This is a genomic window from Stenotrophomonas indicatrix, from assembly GCF_050573115.1.
Taxonomy (GTDB): domain Bacteria; phylum Pseudomonadota; class Gammaproteobacteria; order Xanthomonadales; family Xanthomonadaceae; genus Stenotrophomonas; species Stenotrophomonas lactitubi_A.
Genome location: NZ_JBNYZT010000005.1, coordinates 95,093 through 109,325, shown reverse-complemented (window position 1 = coordinate 109,325; position 14,233 = coordinate 95,093). Strand labels below are relative to the sequence as shown.

General features: G+C 64.9%; 19 protein-coding genes, 4 tRNA genes and 1 riboswitch. Of the genes, 8 read left to right on the top strand and 15 right to left on the bottom strand.

Features of this window, described 5'->3' with window-relative positions:
- Positions 1 to 50 precede the first annotated feature (50 nt).
- The gene (locus ACQ5SA_RS13230) at positions 51 to 335 is read left to right on the top strand and encodes a hypothetical protein (RefSeq protein WP_499314446.1); all 285 of its coding nucleotides are present in this window, start codon (positions 51 to 53) and stop codon (positions 333 to 335) included.
- Entirely contained in the window at positions 332 to 1,381 is a 1,050-nt protein-coding gene (locus ACQ5SA_RS13225) for a 4Fe-4S dicluster domain-containing protein (RefSeq protein ID WP_499314445.1), read from the top strand. Before ACQ5SA_RS13230 ends, ACQ5SA_RS13225 begins: the two co-directional genes overlap by 4 nt.
- A gap of 1 nt (position 1,382) precedes the next feature.
- On the opposite strand, the gene ACQ5SA_RS13220 is transcribed toward ACQ5SA_RS13225, so the two are convergent.
- Positions 1,383 to 1,619: a hypothetical protein gene (locus ACQ5SA_RS13220; protein WP_025875165.1), complete on the bottom strand. Its 237-nt coding sequence runs from the start codon at positions 1,617 to 1,619 to the stop codon at positions 1,383 to 1,385.
- A 351-nt stretch (positions 1,620 to 1,970) separates the two neighbouring features.
- Positions 1,971 to 2,180, bottom strand: a complete 210-nt coding sequence (locus ACQ5SA_RS13215; RefSeq protein WP_353101433.1) for a helix-turn-helix domain-containing protein — start codon at positions 2,178 to 2,180, stop codon at positions 1,971 to 1,973.
- Positions 2,181 to 2,258: 78 nt separating this feature from the next.
- Between ACQ5SA_RS13215 and ACQ5SA_RS13210 the strand changes: the two genes are divergently transcribed.
- A complete protein-coding gene (locus ACQ5SA_RS13210) occupies positions 2,259 to 2,699 on the top strand; it encodes a helix-turn-helix domain-containing protein (protein WP_230110714.1) in 441 nt (146 codons plus the stop codon).
- A gap of 22 nt (positions 2,700 to 2,721) precedes the next feature.
- A riboswitch (Fluoride riboswitch) is annotated at positions 2,722 to 2,785 on the top strand.
- 81 nt (positions 2,786 to 2,866) lie between these two features.
- The gene (crcB, locus tag ACQ5SA_RS13205) at positions 2,867 to 3,259 is read left to right on the top strand and encodes a fluoride efflux transporter CrcB (protein WP_312786233.1); all 393 of its coding nucleotides are present in this window, start codon (positions 2,867 to 2,869) and stop codon (positions 3,257 to 3,259) included.
- A 3-nt stretch (positions 3,260 to 3,262) separates the two neighbouring features.
- Here crcB and ACQ5SA_RS13200 read toward each other — a convergent pair whose 3' ends face one another.
- Positions 3,263 to 4,096 (bottom strand): AraC family transcriptional regulator, encoded by an 834-nt coding sequence (locus ACQ5SA_RS13200; protein ID WP_499314444.1) that lies wholly within the window; start codon positions 4,094 to 4,096, stop codon positions 3,263 to 3,265.
- A gap of 94 nt (positions 4,097 to 4,190) precedes the next feature.
- Positions 4,191 to 4,706, bottom strand: a complete 516-nt coding sequence (locus tag ACQ5SA_RS13195) for a P-loop nucleotide/nucleoside kinase family protein (protein ID WP_499314443.1) — start codon at positions 4,704 to 4,706, stop codon at positions 4,191 to 4,193.
- A 261-nt stretch (positions 4,707 to 4,967) separates the two neighbouring features.
- On the opposite strand from ACQ5SA_RS13195, the gene ACQ5SA_RS13190 reads away from it, so the two are divergent.
- Complete coding sequence (locus tag ACQ5SA_RS13190; RefSeq protein WP_499314442.1) at positions 4,968 to 6,050, top strand: alpha/beta hydrolase family protein; 1,083 nt, start codon at positions 4,968 to 4,970, stop codon at positions 6,048 to 6,050.
- Positions 6,051 to 6,139: 89 nt separating this feature from the next.
- Positions 6,140 to 6,340, top strand: coding sequence for a hypothetical protein (locus ACQ5SA_RS13185; protein ID WP_353101424.1), 201 nt, complete (start codon positions 6,140 to 6,142; stop codon positions 6,338 to 6,340).
- 106 nt (positions 6,341 to 6,446) lie between these two features.
- Here the strand turns inward: ACQ5SA_RS13185 and ACQ5SA_RS13180 are convergent, their stop codons facing one another.
- From ACQ5SA_RS13180 to ACQ5SA_RS13155, 6 genes are all read right to left on the bottom strand, one after another.
- On the bottom strand, positions 6,447 to 6,716 hold the full coding sequence (locus tag ACQ5SA_RS13180; RefSeq protein ID WP_089240177.1) for a hypothetical protein: 270 nt from the start codon (positions 6,714 to 6,716) through the stop codon (positions 6,447 to 6,449).
- A gap of 218 nt (positions 6,717 to 6,934) precedes the next feature.
- A complete protein-coding gene (locus ACQ5SA_RS13175; protein WP_499314441.1) occupies positions 6,935 to 7,480 on the bottom strand; it encodes a DUF4124 domain-containing protein in 546 nt (181 codons plus the stop codon).
- 89 nt (positions 7,481 to 7,569) lie between these two features.
- On the bottom strand, positions 7,570 to 8,139 hold the full coding sequence (locus ACQ5SA_RS13170) for a DUF998 domain-containing protein (protein ID WP_499314440.1): 570 nt from the start codon (positions 8,137 to 8,139) through the stop codon (positions 7,570 to 7,572).
- Between the two features lie 128 nt (positions 8,140 to 8,267).
- Positions 8,268 to 8,341 (bottom strand) — tRNA-Cys (locus ACQ5SA_RS13165).
- A gap of 66 nt (positions 8,342 to 8,407) precedes the next feature.
- Positions 8,408 to 8,483: transfer RNA gene (locus ACQ5SA_RS13160), tRNA-Gly, on the bottom strand.
- 153 nt (positions 8,484 to 8,636) lie between these two features.
- A tRNA-Gly gene (locus ACQ5SA_RS13155) sits at positions 8,637 to 8,712 on the bottom strand.
- Positions 8,713 to 8,786: 74 nt separating this feature from the next.
- Between ACQ5SA_RS13155 and ACQ5SA_RS13150 the strand changes: the two genes are divergently transcribed.
- Positions 8,787 to 9,239, top strand: coding sequence for a hypothetical protein (locus ACQ5SA_RS13150; protein WP_499314439.1), 453 nt, complete (start codon positions 8,787 to 8,789; stop codon positions 9,237 to 9,239).
- A gap of 12 nt (positions 9,240 to 9,251) precedes the next feature.
- On the opposite strand, the gene ACQ5SA_RS13145 is transcribed toward ACQ5SA_RS13150, so the two are convergent.
- From ACQ5SA_RS13145 to ACQ5SA_RS13130, 4 genes are read right to left on the bottom strand one after another with little or no spacing between them, the layout of a single operon-like run.
- On the bottom strand, positions 9,252 to 10,163 hold the full coding sequence (locus tag ACQ5SA_RS13145) for an HlyD family secretion protein (RefSeq protein WP_499314438.1): 912 nt from the start codon (positions 10,161 to 10,163) through the stop codon (positions 9,252 to 9,254).
- The gene (locus tag ACQ5SA_RS13140; RefSeq protein ID WP_499314437.1) at positions 10,160 to 10,888 is read right to left on the bottom strand and encodes an ABC transporter ATP-binding protein; all 729 of its coding nucleotides are present in this window, start codon (positions 10,886 to 10,888) and stop codon (positions 10,160 to 10,162) included. Before ACQ5SA_RS13140 ends, ACQ5SA_RS13145 begins: the two co-directional genes overlap by 4 nt.
- Positions 10,889 to 10,898: 10 nt before the next feature.
- Entirely contained in the window at positions 10,899 to 12,038 is a 1,140-nt protein-coding gene (locus ACQ5SA_RS13135) for an ABC transporter permease (protein WP_499314436.1), read from the bottom strand.
- Positions 12,035 to 13,360, bottom strand: coding sequence for a TolC family protein (locus ACQ5SA_RS13130; protein WP_499314624.1), 1,326 nt, complete (start codon positions 13,358 to 13,360; stop codon positions 12,035 to 12,037). The genes ACQ5SA_RS13135 and ACQ5SA_RS13130 overlap by 4 nt, the downstream gene beginning before the upstream one ends.
- Positions 13,361 to 13,608: 248 nt before the next feature.
- On the opposite strand from ACQ5SA_RS13130, the gene ACQ5SA_RS13125 reads away from it, so the two are divergent.
- Entirely contained in the window at positions 13,609 to 14,040 is a 432-nt protein-coding gene (locus tag ACQ5SA_RS13125; RefSeq protein WP_499314435.1) for a hypothetical protein, read from the top strand.
- A gap of 68 nt (positions 14,041 to 14,108) precedes the next feature.
- Here the strand turns inward: ACQ5SA_RS13125 and ACQ5SA_RS13120 are convergent.
- Positions 14,109 to 14,184, bottom strand: a tRNA-Gly gene (locus tag ACQ5SA_RS13120).
- Positions 14,185 to 14,233 lie beyond the last annotated feature (49 nt).

Below are 14,233 nucleotides of genomic sequence, written 5' to 3'. Positions count from 1 at the left end.
CCAACCACGGCGAAGTATACGCGCCGCCCCCTTCTTCAACCCGAACCCGCATGAACACACCGTCTTCCAGCCGCCAGCGGCTGATCCAGCACTGGGGCGCAGTCCTGTGGCCCAGCTTCATCGCCGCCGGCCTGGCCTGCGTGGTGTTCTTCGCCTTCGTCGATCCACTGCGGCTGCAGGCGATCAGCTTCCCGGGTACAGCCATCAGCCGTGAGCTGGGCTACACCGCAGGTTTCTTCATGTTCTGGGCCGTCACCGGACTGTCCAGCGCGGTGACCGGGTATCTGCTGCGGCCGATGCCGAACGATGAGGATGAGGAGCTGCCGCTGGGATGAGCATCACCGCTTCCCCGCCGCCCCGCCCATGGCGTTGGCGCCGCACCCTGGGCGTTGCGCTGCTGGTCCTGTTCCATGCGCTGCCGTGGCTGCAATGGAATGGCCGGCAGGCGCTGCTGCTGGACCTCACCGCGCGCCGCTTCGACCTGTTCGCGTGGACCCTGTGGCCGGACGACATCGGCGTGCTGCTGGGCCTGCTGGCAGTGATGGCAGTGGGCCTGGCCCTGCTCACCCATCTGGCTGGCCGGGTGTGGTGCGGGCATGCCTGCCCGCAGACACTGTGGACACGGGCCTTCGATGGGACCGCGCAGGCACTGGCCCGCATCCTGCCCGCGCAGGCAGCGCGGCCGGTCACCCATGTGGTCTGGTTGCTGCTGTCGCTGTGGACCGGGATCACCTTCGTAGGACTGTTCAGCCCGATCCGCGAACTCGTCGCCGGCGCGCTCGATGGTCGCTGGAGCGGCTGGGAGACCTTCTGGGTGCTGTTCTATGCGGGCGCCACCTGGGGCAATGCCGGGTTCCTGCGCGAGCAGGTGTGCCGATCGCTCTGCCCCTTCGCGCGCATGCAACCGTTGCTGACCGACCCGCATACCCCACGCATGTTGTATGACCCGCGCCGTGGCGAACCGCGCGGGGTCCGCCCGCCGGCACTGGGCGGCGTGCTCGGCCGCGGTCGTGGCCTGCTCGATCCGACCACTGCGCAGGACTACGTCTTCCGCGCCGCGCATCCACTGCTGGCCGGACCGATGCCCACCTTCAGTGCGGATCGGCTGGGCGACTGCATCGATTGCATGGCCTGTGTACGCGCCTGCCCGATGCAGCTGGACATCCGCCATGGCCCACAGGCCGACTGCCTGGCCTGCGGTGCCTGTCTGGAAGCGTGCACCCGGCAGCAGCATCAGGCAGGCTTCGGGCCCAGCCTGGTGCGCTATTGCAGCCCGCAGGTGATGTCAGGCCAGCCGCGCCGGTGGTGGCGCCCGCGCACCACAGCCTTGGCATCAATGCTGCTGGCCCTGCTGGCCTGTGGCGCTTGGCGCCTGCTTTGAGTCAGCCCGGGTCGCCCGGGCGTGGCGGTACCAGCTGGGCGCGACGGACGATGCCCAGTTGTTCGATGATCAGGGCCATTTCGTTGGTGACGTCGGTCCGCCCGGTCCCCTGCGGAACCAGACGATCAAGCACCTGCTGGTAGGTATCCCAGAACGCCGGACCGCATCCGTGTTTGTGATAACTGGCTTCCAGTTCGCGGCGTACCCGTTCAGCCAAGCCATGCATGCCGTATTCCATACGACCTCCGTTTGACTTGTTCTGCATCGTTGACGGTCGACCAATTCACTTGCGAGCTACTGAAAGACTCCCGGCCTTCACAACCGGTTGATGCCAATTAGTCATAGATTTCACGACACGTCAATTACAGGGCGCGACTTTCGCGATTGAAATTATTAATCGTTCATGAAAGGACGTGACGACGGGGATCGGGAATCTCCGTGCCGATGTCGACATCGCCCACCTGCGAACCCGGATGCCCATCACAGATCAGGCCATCGCCGCCGGTAAGTCGATCAATCCTGATCCTATTGCTAAGCATAATTAGCGAATTGATCTTAGTGGTCTTTCCGCGACAACCCCCGACGCATCTCACGCGGTTTCATCGTGCGAGTTCTGATCCACCGGGAACAGCGCGGGGTATCGCTGCTGCAGGATGTAGCGCCTCAGCGGCGGGATGGGAAAGCCTCTGGGCCATTGCGAGACAGCGGATCTGCTGATTCCAAACAACTTGGCGAGCTCTGCGTCGGTGGAAAAGCCCAGCCGCGTGCGGACCTGCCGCTTGCTCCAGAATTCGTCCATTTTCGATCCCTTTCATCATCAAACTTATTCTTGCGCCAAGGCCTCTTTCGATTCCACGCGTTAAGCTGGCTTGCATAGATGAATACTCTTGGACAACGACTCGCGGTCGCCATGAAGGACGCCGGGCATCCCCGCCCGGCCGACCTGGCGCGTGCCGCCGACACGACGACGGCGACGGTCAGCAACTGGCTCAACGACCACGTCAAAGCCAACCATGTGAAAGCCGAACAGCTGTTCCGCATGGCCGACGCGGTGAAGCTGGACCCGCGGGAGCTGTTGTTCGGCGCGTTGGGACGGGGTGTCGGCGAGCGCGGCACGGCGTACATGCACATGCCCAGCGAAGCCCATCTGGACGTGTGGCAAGCGGCCTATGAGCTGGTCGCCCACATCCTTGCCGAGCGCGGGCTGGAGGTGGGCTACCGGCGCGAGGCCACGCTGGGGCTGATGGCCCATGACCTGCTGATGGAAGGCGTCAGCCGCGGCAAGGTCGCACGCGTGGTGATGACGGCCCTGCCCTGACCCTACGCGGGCTGGTAGCATTGCGGTCGATGGGGATGGGGCTCCCCCGATAACCGCCTGAGATGGCTGATGGCTCCTGCTGCGACGAACCCGGCGTTCGTCGATGGCAGGTCTTGCCCGCCATCGCGCACGCCGTCGAACCTGCGAACACGCACTCGAGGCAAGCAATGCAGACGTTGAACAACTATGTGCTGGTATTCCTGGGCGGCGGTGTCGGCGCATGCCTGCGCCACGCCTGCAATCTGATCGGCGCGCGCGTCGCCGTCGGCAGTTCCTGGCCCTGGTCGACCTTTCTGGTCAACATCAGCGGCGCTTTGCTGATGGGCGTGGTGGTGGAGACATTTGCCCTGCGCAACGGCGCCTCGCCGCAACTGCGCCTGCTGCTGGCCACCGGCATTCTTGGCGGCTATACCACCTTCTCCACCTTCTCGCTGGAAACCGGCCTGCTGCTGCAGCGGGGCCAGCATGGCCTGGCCGCACTCTACGCGGGCGGCTCGGTCGCCCTTGGCCTGGCCGGGCTGTTCGCCGGCATGAAGCTGACCCGGCTCGCGCTGGGGTGACACTCAACCGGCAGCAACGCGCGCCTGTCCCCGCCACTGCCGTGGCGATTGCCCGGTGTGTGCCTTGAACGCCCGCGACAACGCCGCCTCGCTGCCATAGCCGACCTCGTCGGCAATCCGTTTCAACGGTCGCCCCTGACGCAGCGCCTGCTGCGCCAAGCCGACCCGCCACCCCTGCAGATAGTGACCGGGCGTGGTCCCCATGGCCTCACGGAAGCTGGCGGCGAACACGCTGCGTGACATGCCTGCGACGTCGGCCAGATCTTCCAGCGTCCAGGCCTGGGCAGGTGCCTCATGCATCGCCACCAGCGCCAACCGCAGACGTGGATGACCGAGCCCGGCGAACAGGCCACCGCGCATCTCGCCCCCCTCCATCAGCTGCCGCAGCACCTGGATCATCACCACCTCGAACAGGCGGTTGACCATCACCGCCCGACCGCAGCGTTGCTCGAATGCCTCCTCGAACAGCAGCTCCAGGGCGGCATGGCCGCCGTACAGATCGGCCAAGGGCAGGCAGATGAAGTCGGGCAGCGCCGCACTGATCGGGTTGAGCCTGCCACCTTCGAAATGGAGATTGGCGCAGGCCATGTCGGCGCCGTGCTGTGGATCGGTGTGGAAGCGATGCGGCATCGGGCGCGGGTACAGCAGCAGGCTGGGAACCTCGACCTGCACCATCTGCGCCCCATGACTGACCTGCAACGGACCGCGCCGCACCAGATGCAGCTGGCCGGCCTCGCCCTCTCCTTCGAGGCTGTTGATGCCACACAGCGCGCCGGCATGGAACACCGAGGCGGTGACCGCGAAGCGTTCGAGCAGGATGGCGAGGCGATCGGCCATGGCGGGACTCCAGGTCAAACGAAGGGAGGCAGATACGCCAGATCGTATCGGATTCAAGACCTACCGGCACGGCGGCTCAAGCCGGAACAAGGGCTCATCCTCCGGGAGGGTGGATCACGTCGAATCCTTCTTCCTCGGCAGGAGCAATGAAATGGCGGGTAATCCGCTCGAACTCGGCCTCTGTGGCCTGGAATGGATGCGCGCCAGCAGCATTGCGCGCGTGCAGCCTCGCCTTGCAGACCTCATCAGGGACGTCCAGGAAGTGCAGCCGATGCGCCGCGCCGGCGCGAACGAATATCTGCCGCGCCCATGCGCGGCTGGCGGGGGTATTGGAGGGAAAGTCGAGCACTACCGACATCCCCGCCTGCAGCAGGCAGCAGACGTGGTCGGCAAGAATGCCGCGCAACGCCGCCGCGTTCCGCATGTAGTCGGCCACGGACGTGATCTGGCCGGGATAGAGTGCCGCCAGCCAGGTGTCTTCGCAGATCAGCGCAGTCCGCGGCTGCATCGACAACTGCCGGGACAGCGTGGATTTGCCTGCTCCGATCTTGCCGCATACCAGGTGCAGGGTGGCCGGGCAATCGTGTGTACCGGCGGGAAGTAGCTGCATGTGCCATCTCCGAGGGCGAAGGAACGTCGATCGCCCGGGAGCGGTGGCAGCCCGCCCTCCCGGGCGGGTTGCATGGCTGGAACATCCGCGCGCTAACCCGCCTTCCCGTGGGGAATTCGGATAATCGCCGGAATGCGTTGAGTCACCATTCCCCCATACCAGCGTCAGATCAGGCGCCTGGGCAAGCCACTGATGCGGTGCAGTGCGCGCCTTGCACTATCCAGCCCTATCCTCGCCACACGCCCTGCAAGGAAGGTCACGATGCGTCCATGTTTTCGACTCGCCCTGGCCGTGGCCCTGCTGCTGCCACACACCCTGCTGTCGGCCGCGCCCGCAGCCCCGCCGCGCACCTCCAGCGGCGAGCTGCAGGGCGCACGCTGGCGCCTGGACGTGCCCGCCGGCTGGAACGGTGAACTGGTGATGCTGGCGCATGGCTATGAGCCGGTCGGCTCGCCGCAGCCTTCACCGATGCCGGCAAACGACAGCACCGCTGGCCTGCTTGCAGCGGGCTACGCCGTTGCCCAGAGCGCCTATGCCAGCCAGGGCTGGGCAGTGGCAGATGCGATCGACGACATGGAACGCCTGCGCGTGCAGGCCCTGTCCGAATTGAAGGACGTGCGTCGCACCTGGATCCTCGGCTTTTCGATGGGCGGTGCGGTAGCCGTTGCCACCCTCGAACGCCTGCCGCAGCATTACAACGGCGGAGTTTCGCTGTGCGGCGCCAACCTGCCCGGTGAGCAGTTGGCCAATGACCTGCTGACCACACTGGTAGCGTTCGATTATTTCTTCCCCGAGGCCGAAGGGCTGCCCCGCCAGGGGCTGGCATCGGCAGAAGCGACGGCGCTATCGCAGATGGCGCTGTATCAAGGCATCGCTGCCGCGCTTCAGACCCGACCGGCAGTCACTGCGCAACTGGCGGCACGGCTGCAGGTAAGCGCCGAGGCATTGCCGGGCACGATCAGCCTGCACGCGATGATCCTGCACGAACTGGCCACGCGCGCCGGCGGCATGCCGGTCGGCAACCTGGCAACGGTCTACCGCGGATTCGGCGATGACGAAGCCTTCAACGCAGGCGTGCAGCGGCGCGCGCCGGTCACGCATGCACAGCGATATGTGCGCGGCAAGCTGGCATTGACCGGCGCGGTCAAGCGACCGCTGGTTATCCAGTTCAACAACGATGACCCAAGCATCGTGCCGCGCATGCAGACGGTGTATCTGCAATTGGCCAGGCGCGCCGGCGCAACGCCATTGCCGCGCGTCCTGCCTGCGGTTGGCGAAGGCCACTGCAGCTTTATGGATTCACAAGTGGTCGAGGCGCTGAGGGCAGCAAGAACTTCGTTGTGATCCGCACCTTGCGGCAGCGCACCAGGCGTGCCGGGCCACCACTGCTATTGTTGCCTCGCCCATTGAAGGGCGAACAAAGGACTGACGTGATGATCAAGACGACCTTGAAGACCATGATGTTCCTTGCTGTAGCAGTTTCAGGTTTCGCATTCGCTGCCAACACCTGCGAATTCTGCGACCTGAAGTATCAGCAGTGCCTGCGTGCCACCCATAATCCCGGTGGCCCCACTTCTGCACAGTGCGACCTGCAGTATCGCCTCTGCAGGGAAACGGATTGCCCGTCGCCCTGACCTGCACTCCGGCCGGCTCCCAGCCTGGGAGCCGGTTCGCGCGTTCGGTTGCTGTCGGTGCCTTCCGCACCGGTGACAGATGCAGGCGTGGCAATGGCCGACCAGATCAGTGGCCCAGCGTACCCATGGTGAAGGTATAGCCGGAGCGCATGAGGAAGTCGCGCATGCGCAGCTCCGCGCGCCGGGGAGACGGAAGGTCTGGCGGACCATACAGCGCATAGACCACACCAGCGCCCTCGATGCGCTCGCGGCGCACGTCACAATGGCGGCTCTCCGAAGCGAGGACCCAGCCGTCCTTCAGTTGATCGGGGCCGATGGACTGCCCGTTCTTCAGCCGGAATGTAAGCCAGCGCACATCTGCGGTGGATCTGCTCATTGCCCGCCAGCCGCATCGTGCATGCGGCCCCTCATGTCCTTGCCTGCCATTGCTGCTCCCGAAGACCAGAACTCGACCATACCCCGATGCTATGTCGTGGCCGGCTGAGACTGACAGGGGGACGCGGCGCACGTCAGGCGCGTATGCCAAACGGACTGCGCAACGCAGGACCGCGGCTTCTCGTGGCCGCAGGCTTATCTGCAAGCCTGATACAGTGATCAGGAAGAAGACGCTGGCGCGTTAGCGTACTTCTCGTGTACCTCTTTCTCGCGGTCGCGACGCGCGTTTGAACAGCGCTCGCGCGCTGTCGACATCTGGCTGTCGGCCGAGGTCCGTTCCGAGCTCAACGACTGCTGCAGACTGGAAATCTGCGCCCGGATGCCAGATCCGCTGGTGGCGCCGGCCAGACTGCTGCTGGCAGCAGCCAGCTGCCGGTTCAGATCGGCCACCTGCCGATTGACCGCCTGGCTGCGCGATTCGAACGGGCCATAGATGCGCGACTGCTCGCTCTGCAGACAGTTGCGCTCGGCAATGCCGGCGTCATTCATTTCGGCAGTGCGGTAGACCGCGGTGCGATTGGCAAGCTCGGCAACCGATTCCGATGCGGCGCGGTTGGAGCGCAGCTTCATCGGTTCCGAGCCGGCACTGCACGGATTCTGCGAGTAGGTTGTCTCACCGGATGCCCCCTTGCATTTGTAGACCTGCGCCGATGCCAGCGGGGCGACCAGCAGCAATGCCAGCGTAATGCCAGGTTTCATGTTCATGCCAGACCTCCTGTCCAGGGCCCTGCGGCCCGTTTGACCATACGCTACGACTGATCGTGCGTCCGGGCAAATGCCATTCCCCCGGCGAATCACCGCCGGAATGAACGCAGCTCCAGCGCCGCCAAGGTGTACCAGCCAAACGCCGGCAGCAGCGCAAGGCGCTGGGTGAGGCCGCGATAGGGCTCCGGGTCGAAGCCGGACATCATCAGCCACAGATAGGCCATCCCCAGCAGCGAGCTCGCGCGCGCGAACCATGCCATCCGCGTTGACGCCTGCGGGCCCAGCTCTGCCAGGAACAGCAGCGGGGTGAGGATCGAGAAGATGCCGATGCCATAGAGGCCATGCATGGGGCTGCCGATGGTGAAGACGCCATTGCTGACCATGGACACCCCGAACAGGGTGGAGGTGAGCGCAGTGAGCGCGAAACGGCGGCCCTGGGCTAGCAGCGCGAGGCTGAAAAGGATGATGGCCGAGCCACTGACCATCGGGCCGACCTGCACGGCATTGGCCGGCAGCCCCGGCATCAGGCCCATCTCGCTGAGGTGCTGCGAGACCGGGTGGTAGCCGGGCACGGTGAATGCAAAAGCGATCAGGGCCAGCATGGCGCCGAGAGGGAGGTACACGGCCTGCTGGATCGCCAGGTTTCGCACTGCGGCCACCACTGCTGAAGAGAAGTGCGGCGACGTTAGCAGCCGCCCCGCCGGGTCGCATGTGCATTTTGGTACAGCCTGATGGCACCTGATTGCGCGCAAAGAAAAAGCCCTGACCGGAGTCAGGGCTTTTCAATTGGAGGCCTCAAGCGGAATCGAACCGCTGTAAACGGATTTGCAATCCGGTGCATAGCCACTCTGCCATGAGGCCAACGTACTGCGATCAGGAACGACGCCCCTGACATGACAAAACCCCGCGGAGGGGCCTGTCGGAACATGGAGCGGGAAACGAGACTCGAACTCGCGACCTCAACCTTGGCAAGGTTGCGCTCTACCAACTGAGCTATTCCCGCATAAGCCGTCATGGTACCGGAAGCCCGGGACACACACCAGCCATTTCACAACTGTTTTCACTTTTCTGACTGCGCGCAAAGCCTTGTGGCTCAACGTGCCCCGCCTTGCCGGGCGGGAGAAAAACAAGGCCCCAACCGGGGCCCTGTGCAATCTGGAGCGGGAAACGAGACTCGAACTCGCGACCTCAACCTTGGCAAGGTTGCGCTCTACCAACTGAGCTATTCCCGCAGATTCTCCGACCTGCGTCGAAGGAGCGCTATTGTGTCGAAATTCCTTCACGCCGTCAACAACCCGCCTACCCGATGAACCCGCACACGAGACCTCGCTACGTCCGCCTGTTCTGGATCCTTGTCGCCCTCACCTGGCTGGCGGTGATCGCCGCACTGATCAATGCGGGCTTCACCCCGGACTACTGGATGTTGCGACACTTCGATGGCGGAACCCTGCCCTACCCGACCAGCAGCGTTGTCGTGTTCGCGCTGTTGAGTACGGTCGAGCTGGTGATCGCTGCGCTGATCGTGCGCCCCTGGAGATTCGATCGCTTATGGCTGCGACTGTTGATCGCCTTAGTGTTGCTGCTGGCGTGGACCTTCCCGTGGCTGGCGTCGATGATGCATCAGCCACCGGTACAGGGAATGCACCTTCTGTGGTTGGTGCTTCTGGATGTGGGATTGCTGCTGGCGCTGTGCGTGGTGTCACTGGTCAGTGCGTGGCGGGCGTTGGCCAGAAGGAAGCAAGGCCACGCGCTCCCATAGAGAGCGGCGCCGTTACTTCCGGAACTCCACCCGTACGTGCTGGCCAACGCGCGCCGTTGCCGCACTCTCGAATTCCAGCACGCACTCCACTACCTTCGCCACGCCGCGCCCTGCGTCTTCGGGCAGCCGCGCCGCCGCGAACACCGGGCTGATGCGGACCACGCGCGCTACCGGCAGCGGCTTGCCCTCGGTGCCATCGCTATCGATCACCACCGTCGCGCGCATGCCCACCTGCACCGCATCGGCATAGGCCGCGCTCAGTTCGGCGCGCACCTGCAGGGGCCGCGCCGGCAGCAATGACATCGCCGGCTTGCCGGCCGGCACGAATGCACCCACGCCGGGCACCTGGCCAATCACGGTGCCGGCATCCGGCGCGGTCAGCGACATCTGGCGCAGCTTGAGCCTGGCGTGCTCCAGCTTGTGCTGGGCCATCTCGACCTGTGCTCCAGCCACATCGACATCGGCGCGAACACCAGCCAGCTGCTGCCTGGCCGCGTCGGCCTGCTGGCTGGAAGAAACGCCTTCGCTTGCACCAGTGGCCAAGCGGGTGGCATTGCGCTCCAACTCGCGTAGCTGCGCCTGGCTGCCCTTCAGCCGGTCGGCGGCCAGCGCGAGATCGGCGTTGGCCATGCCCACTTCCTGTTCAAGCAGTGCGCCATCCAGGGTGAGCAGGACATCGCCCTTGCGGACCACCGCCCCCTCCTTCACCGGCGCGGTACTGACGGAGCCATCCATAGAGGGGACCAGTGCGATCAGCCCGCCTTCCACATCGATGATGCCGCGAGCGACGGCTACCTTGTCCGCGGTAGCGGGCGTGGTCGCCGCCGGCCGCGCGGGCGCAGGTGCATCCTTGCTGCAGGCACTCAGCAGCAGGGCCGCACCCAAGGAGATGCTGAGGGAGAACAACGGCGGCATTCTGGTCATCGGTTGGGCTCTACGGTTTCGTTCTGGCGACGGTCATCGCGGACCGTGCCGTCTTCCATGGCGATCACCCGATCCGCATGGCGGATCAGGCGTGGATCGTGGCTTACGCACAGCACCGTGGCCTGATGTGCGCGTGCATAGCGGTGCAGGATGTCGATCACACGCTGGCCGTTCTCGGCGTCCAACGCACTGGTGGGCTCGTCTGCAAAGATCAGTGTGGGTGACTTGGCGAAGGCACGTGCAACCGCTACGCGCTGCTTCTCGCCGCCGGACAACTGTGCCGGACGCATGTGGCTGCGGTGCGAGAGACCGACCTCGTCCAGCGCCTGCCGCGCCAGCGGTTCGCTGTCACGATTGCGCATGCCGCGATAGCCCAACGGCAGCTGCACCTGTTCCAGCGCGGTGAGCGCCGGAAACAGATTGAAACCTTGGAACACGAAACCAACATGGTGCAGGCGGAAGCGCTCCACCTCACTGCGGGTCATATGGCTGACGTCCTGTCCAAGCGCATGCACGCGACCGCCGTCGGGCGTGGAGAGTCCGGACATCAGCGACAGCAGCGTGCTCTTGCCGCAGCCGGAGGGACCCGACACCAGGGTCAGTTCGCCTGGATAGATGTCCAGTGACAGGCCACGCAGCACGGGAACGTGCACATCGCCGGACACGAAGCCCTTTTCCAGTGCATCGGCTCGCAGGGTCGGGGACGTGATGGGGGTGTTCGTCATCGGTCGCCCATCAACGCAACAGCAACGATGGATCGGAGCGGACGACACTGCGCACCGCCATGATGCTCGACAGCATGGCCATCACCGCGACCAGCGCCACGCAGCCGAGAACCACCATCGGCGTGAGCTGTACCGGCACGCGCTGGGTCTGCGCCGCCAGCAGCACCACCGTGCTGAAGGCTGCAGCCAGCAGCATGCCGAAACCGCCGATCAGTACCGCCTGTTCGAACACCACCCGGGCCAATGCGTAGCGACCGGCACCGAGCGCATTCAGGGTGGCGTACTCGCGTACCGAACCGGCCACCACCGCCGCGAAGGACTGGTTGGTGATCACCGCACCGACGAAGCAGACGATGACCGCCATGAACAGCACCGCGATACCGGCACCGGTGTCGAACAGCCAGTACTGCTGCGAGCGGCTGGCGAACTCCGGTGCTGTCCAGAATTCGACAGACGTGGCGCGGCCCGTTGAATCGTTGAGGCGATCGCGCACGCGCGCGGCCAACTCCGGTGACCGCGTGCCCGCCACGAAATAGGTACTGCCCTCATGCGGGTCGGTTCCGGCGATGGCACGTGCGGTATCCAGTGACGCCAGCACGTTGACGCCGCCGAGACCGCGCAGACCGGGTTGCGCGGCAACCACACGCACGGCCTTGCCGTTGATCCAGGCCCGGTTGCTGCGCAGATCAACGCCCAGCGTGTCCAGGTCCGCACTGTCGACGATCACCGCACCGGGTTCGCGCAACTGTGCACGCAGCTCAGGCGGCAGGATGCGCGAGAACATCATCGCGTCGTTCGCCGTCGAGATGCCGGACAGATACACCGACACGTTGCCGGTGCCCTGCGCGCTGGAGCGCCACTCGCCGTCGACCCATTCGTAGGGCTCGACGCGGGTGACATCCGGGTCCATGCGCAGCCGGCTTTCGACGTCCGCGCTGATCGCATGGCCGTAGTTCACGCTCTGCGTACCGGCAAAGCCAGCCCAGACATCGGCGGTCGATGCCTTCACGTAGATCGCAGCGGTGCCGAAGATACCCAGCACCAGCGCTGCCTGCACTATCAGCAGCACACCGGCGAAACACATGGCCAGCACCACCGGCAGGAACCGGCGCCACTCGTAAACCAGCGTTTTGCGCGCAAGCGCGATCATTGCACGTCGCCTTCAGGCTCGACCGGCAAGGGTGCGCCGCCGACGGCGCGATACAGCGATGCGAAGGCGAGCACGCGCGCACCCTGCGCACCAATCAGATCGGCATGCGCGGACAACGCCGTACGCTGGCTTTCCAGCCCGTCGAACTCACTGGAGAGGCCAAGCTGCACCTGCCGGGCCTGTCGCGCGACCTGCTGCCGGGCAGTTTCATCGGCCACCTGCAGCGATTGGATGCTGCTGTCCTGACGGGCCAGGCTGCCCAATGCGCCTTCCACTTCAGCCACGCCTTGCAGTACGGCCTTGCGATAGCCCAGCAATGCCGCATCCAGCTGCTTGTCGTCGGACTGGTAGCGCGCGCGCCGCTGGCCCCAATCCCACAGCGGAATGTCGATGTAGGGACCGATCGATGGGCTGGAATCGGAGTTGGAGCGTGCGTTCTGGGTGAGGTTGTAGGCGTACAGGATGGAACCGCCCAGGCTCAGTTTTGGAAACATCGCCGCGCGTGCGCTGCCCTTCTCGGCGGTGGCCTGCAGTACATCGGCCTCGGCCAGCAGGATCTGCGGGCGGTGGCGCAGCAGATCAGCCGGCACCTGCTGCAGGGTGAAGGCGCTCAATTGCGGCGGCGTGCGGTAGGCATTCCAGGCCGGATCCGGCCCATCGCGCCCCAGCAGCAGCGCCAGCGCACGCGCGGCGTTGCCTGCATTTTCATCCGCCTGTGCAATGGCAGCGCGTGTGACAGCCTGCCGCGCACGCAGACGATCCAGTTCGCCAGGCTCGTCCAGACGCAGGCGCTGCCGCACCAGCCCCAGTTGCTCGCCGCGTGCATCAACGGCCTGTTGCTTACCCAACAGATCCGCCTGCGCCTGCGCGACGGAAAGATCCAGATAGCTGCGCACCACATCAGCGATGACCGCCACCTGCGCGGCACCGCGCAGTGCCTCTGCATTTCCGTTGGCCGCCTGCGCGCTTAGACGGGCACTTTCCGCTGCGCCAAACAGGCCAAGATCCCAGATCGCTTCGATGCCTGCGTGGAAGTAGGTGTCGACGGCGGCGGCGTCCTGTACCTGCTTGGCACTGGCCGTTATCTCTGGACGGAAACGCGCATCAGAGGTGCCAGACACAAGGCGTACCGCCTGCAGCCGCAGGGTGGCCTGCTGCAGGTCCAGATTGCCGGCGATGGCCTCTTCCACCAGCGCGTTCAAGCGCGCATCGGCCAGCACCTTCCACCACTGCCGCGCATCGACCGCGACGCCCTGCGCAGGGGCCGGTTGATTCCAGACCGCTGGAGCGCGATCGGGCAGATCCGGAACCGTCACCGACATGCAGCCGGCCAGCATCGCGCTGGCCAGCAGCGTTCCGGCCCCCAGGACGATGCGGGGCAGCGATGCACGTTGTCGAACGGACGCCGCAGGGGAAGTGAAACGATTGGCCACCCGCCCACCTTCGTGGAGAGAGAAGCCGAGGAGGCTACGCCGCGATTGTGGAGTGGACATGGAGAATCAGTCGGAGCTGCGTTACAGCGCGTATGGGGTGCATGCATTGCGAACCCTCGGCCTTTCCCCAGCCTTTCATGGGCGCCGCCAAGCTGAACGCTGGACTGTTCGCAGGCGCTGCGGCACATTGGCCGGAACGCTTCCACCGGCAGGCAATACGCTTGAAATCCAGTCCTCGCCGCGCGCTCGGCATCTTCATGGCCGTGCTTATCCTGGGCACGATGGCGATCTGCCTGGCTACGCCACTGGCGTCAAACGCGACCATGCTGCTGATGGACAGAAGCAACTTCATTCCTGCGCAGTCATCGATCTTTTCCTTCGAGCCCTACGTGATCAACGACGGCTCGTCGAACTACTGGCTGTATGGGCAGGACCGGACCTACTACTACCACTTTACCTACCAGGACGACGCGCCTTATCTGTACATCCTGCGGAAGAACGCCTGCGCCGGCTTCGACCGTGCGGACGTACGTACCTGGTGCAGCGCGAGCCGGGGCATCCCGCACTAGCGAGGCTGCATCTGGATGGCGTCGCGCAAACGAAAAACGCCCCCTTTCGGGAGCGTTCTTCTTGAATCTGGAGCGGGAAACGAGACTCGAACTCGCGACCTCAACCTTGGCAAGGTTGCGCTCTACCAACTGAGCTATTCCCGCAGATTCCGTTCGACCTGCGTCGAAGGAGCGCTATTGTGTCGGGATTGCT

Coding starts and splice junctions, on each gene's coding strand:
- ACQ5SA_RS13230 (WP_499314446.1), top strand. CDS start 51: ATGAACACACCGTCTTCCAGCCGCCAGCGGCTGATCCAGCACTGGGGC.
- ACQ5SA_RS13225 (WP_499314445.1), top strand. CDS start 332: ATGAGCATCACCGCTTCCCCGCCGCCCCGCCCATGGCGTTGGCGCCGC.
- ACQ5SA_RS13220 (WP_025875165.1), bottom strand. CDS start 1,619: ATGGAATACGGCATGCATGGCTTGGCTGAACGGGTACGCCGCGAACTG.
- ACQ5SA_RS13215 (WP_353101433.1), bottom strand. CDS start 2,180: ATGGACGAATTCTGGAGCAAGCGGCAGGTCCGCACGCGGCTGGGCTTT.
- ACQ5SA_RS13210 (WP_230110714.1), top strand. CDS start 2,259: ATGAATACTCTTGGACAACGACTCGCGGTCGCCATGAAGGACGCCGGG.
- crcB (WP_312786233.1), top strand. CDS start 2,867: ATGCAGACGTTGAACAACTATGTGCTGGTATTCCTGGGCGGCGGTGTC.
- ACQ5SA_RS13200 (WP_499314444.1), bottom strand. CDS start 4,096: ATGGCCGATCGCCTCGCCATCCTGCTCGAACGCTTCGCGGTCACCGCC.
- ACQ5SA_RS13195 (WP_499314443.1), bottom strand. CDS start 4,706: ATGCAGCTACTTCCCGCCGGTACACACGATTGCCCGGCCACCCTGCAC.
- ACQ5SA_RS13190 (WP_499314442.1), top strand. CDS start 4,968: ATGCGTCCATGTTTTCGACTCGCCCTGGCCGTGGCCCTGCTGCTGCCA.
- ACQ5SA_RS13185 (WP_353101424.1), top strand. CDS start 6,140: ATGATCAAGACGACCTTGAAGACCATGATGTTCCTTGCTGTAGCAGTT.
- ACQ5SA_RS13180 (WP_089240177.1), bottom strand. CDS start 6,716: ATGAGCAGATCCACCGCAGATGTGCGCTGGCTTACATTCCGGCTGAAG.
- ACQ5SA_RS13175 (WP_499314441.1), bottom strand. CDS start 7,480: ATGAACATGAAACCTGGCATTACGCTGGCATTGCTGCTGGTCGCCCCG.
- ACQ5SA_RS13150 (WP_499314439.1), top strand. CDS start 8,787: ATGAACCCGCACACGAGACCTCGCTACGTCCGCCTGTTCTGGATCCTT.
- ACQ5SA_RS13145 (WP_499314438.1), bottom strand. CDS start 10,163: ATGACCAGAATGCCGCCGTTGTTCTCCCTCAGCATCTCCTTGGGTGCG.
- ACQ5SA_RS13140 (WP_499314437.1), bottom strand. CDS start 10,888: ATGACGAACACCCCCATCACGTCCCCGACCCTGCGAGCCGATGCACTG.
- ACQ5SA_RS13135 (WP_499314436.1), bottom strand. CDS start 12,038: ATGATCGCGCTTGCGCGCAAAACGCTGGTTTACGAGTGGCGCCGGTTC.
- ACQ5SA_RS13130 (WP_499314624.1), bottom strand. CDS start 13,360: ATGTCGGTGACGGTTCCGGATCTGCCCGATCGCGCTCCAGCGGTCTGG.
- ACQ5SA_RS13125 (WP_499314435.1), top strand. CDS start 13,609: ATGGGCGCCGCCAAGCTGAACGCTGGACTGTTCGCAGGCGCTGCGGCA.